This is a genomic window from Okeania hirsuta (genome assembly GCF_003838195.1).
In the GTDB taxonomy this organism is placed as follows: Bacteria; Cyanobacteriota; Cyanobacteriia; order Cyanobacteriales; family Microcoleaceae; genus Okeania; species Okeania hirsuta.
In genome coordinates this window covers 1-2,553 of sequence record NZ_RCBY01000483.1, presented here as the reverse complement: position 1 = coordinate 2,553, position 2,553 = coordinate 1, and the positions used below count along the sequence as shown (strand labels likewise).

Here is a 2,553-nt window from a genome sequence, read left to right as displayed (position 1 = left end):
CATCAATACCAATAGACAATACTTTGCCACAACAATCACCTCAGACACTAACAAATCCAAGCATTCCAGCAGCATCAAACCTAGTGCTACTGGTGATAGTAATATTAATAACCAAGCAGGAGGGGATATTACTACTGGAGACCAAACAGCTACTACTGAAGAAGGTAATGCCAGTATCAATAACCAAGCAGGAGGTAATATTACTACCCAAGACCAAATAGCTACTACTGAAGAAGGTAATGCCAGTATCAATAATCAAGCAGTTGGTAATATTACGACTGGAGACCAAACAGCGGTAACAAACCAAGGTAATGCCAGTATTAATAATCAAGCAGTTGGTAATATTACGACTGGAGACCAAATAGCAATAGGTGATACAACAAGTATTATTAACCTACCAGGAGGAGAACTTAATACTGGTGAAATCATTCAAATTAGCCCACCTCCATCAATACCAATAGACAATACTTTGCCACAACAATCACCTCAGACACTAACAAATCCAAGCATTCCAGCAGCATCAAACCTAGTGCAACCAACAACAACTCCAGCTATTCCAACAAATAATATTTTACAATTTGACAACCCAATCTCAAATCCGACCACCACTAATATTATCCAGTCAATACAGAGTAACAGTACCATCAGCACAACCAATAATCCTAATCTGCCAAACAAAAAGAGCGATCGCCAACAAATTAATATCAACACCGACACTACAACAGCTTTACAAAACATCAATATTATTAACAATACTCCCCTAACTGTTGCTGCTAACTTTCAAACCTTGACTGCCTTAGAGAAAAATCGGAACAATTCATTCACTAACTACTTTGGAAAAGACCTATCAACTCAAAATATATCCATAAAAAACGGGGGAGCGCTGACAGACAACTTTGGAGAAGACCTATCAACTCAAAATACATCCATAAAAAATATCCGGGAAGTGCTGACAGACATCGCCCGTGAAACAGGCAAAAATTCAGCAATTATCTATGTCACAGCTTACCCAGAAGAACTGCAACTGGTATTATACACACCAGATAGCGACCCCATCCTCAAAACTGTTCCGGCAGCTAATCGCCAACAACTCATGGAAGTTGTCCTACAATTACGATTTCAAGTCACAACTCCCTCCCGTCGTAATACTCAAAGCTACTTGCCACCAGCACAACAATTGTACAATTGGCTCATTAGACCCATATCAGCAGAATTAGAAGCCGCTAATATCGATACCTTACTATTCAGTATGGATGAAGGTCTACGAACTTTACCTGTAGCAGTATTACACGATGGTCAACAATTCCTCGTCGAAAAATATAGCCTCAGTTTAATTCCCAGTATCAGTTTAATGGATACCAACTACCGCCCAATTCAAGATACCCGAGTATTAGCAATGGGAGCAAGTGAATTTATCGAACAAAACTCCTTACCAGCAGTGCCAGTAGAGTTAGAAACTATTTCCCAACAGTTGTGGCAAGGTAGTCAGTTCCTCAACCAAGACTTCACCCGTAATAACCTGCTAACCCAACGACAAAATTATCCCTATCCCATCATTCACCTAGCTACTCATGCAGAATTCCGACCAGGTGCTGCCAGTAATTCCTATATTCAACTGTGGGGTGACGAACAACTACATCTAGGTCAAATGCGACAGTTAGGTTGGAACGATCCACCAGTAGAATTATTAGTATTGTCAGCTTGTCGCACTGCCGTTGGTGACAAAAATGCTGAGTTAGGTTTTGCGGGGTTAGCAGTAGCAGCAGGAGCAAAGTCTGCCTTAGCTAGTGTCTGGTATGTGAGTGATGAAGGCACATTAGGATTGATGACAGAATTTTACACCCAACTAAATAATGCCAAGATAAAAGCAGAAGCTTTACGACAAGCACAGTTAGCAATGTTACGAGGAGAAGTAGTTATTGCAGAGGGTCAATTAAGGGGGACAGCAGCTCGTGGTGCAGTGGTATTACCATCAGAGTTAGGAAAGTTTGAAAATCAAAATTTATCTCATCCCTATTATTGGGCAGGGTTTATGATGATTGGTAGTCCGTGGTAGTCTTTGGTAGATGGGGAGTGTGGGACCCACCCCTAACTCCTCCTAGGAGGGGAATTTAGGGAAGCGGGTGACATGGATCGCCAAGCTCGCCAAGGATTGAAATCCTTGGCTAATAGTTTAAGTCATCTTAAGATTACTCTTGACGAGTATGCCATCTTTTTCATCTTTTTATATTGTGGTTAATCAGTGCAACTTGATATTACGGGAGCAGGACAACTAAAGTCCATTCTACTTTGCGATCGCAACTCGGAAAATTTCAAAAAATAAAAAACCCAGATAGATTAAACTACCTGGGGCGTTTGTTTCCAACTAATCCGCATTAACCCAAGCGGTGGGGAGCTACGTTTTAGAACCACGACAGAACAAGGCTTTCAGACCCCCAAATATACGCACCACCTTTGATTAAAAAGTCAAACAAAAAAATTACCAAAATGAAAAGGCTAATACCATTTTGATAAATGTTTGCTACAAATAACTAGGGGATTTTTTAGGAGTCA

Annotated in this window: 1 protein-coding gene; it reads left to right on the top strand. The window is 40.6% G+C overall.

Annotation, left to right across the window (positions count from 1 at the left end):
- On the top strand, positions 1 to 2,056 hold a 2,056-nt coding region (locus tag D5R40_RS40425; RefSeq protein ID WP_240041699.1), incomplete at its 5' end, for a CHAT domain-containing protein.
- Positions 2,057 to 2,553 lie beyond the last annotated feature (497 nt).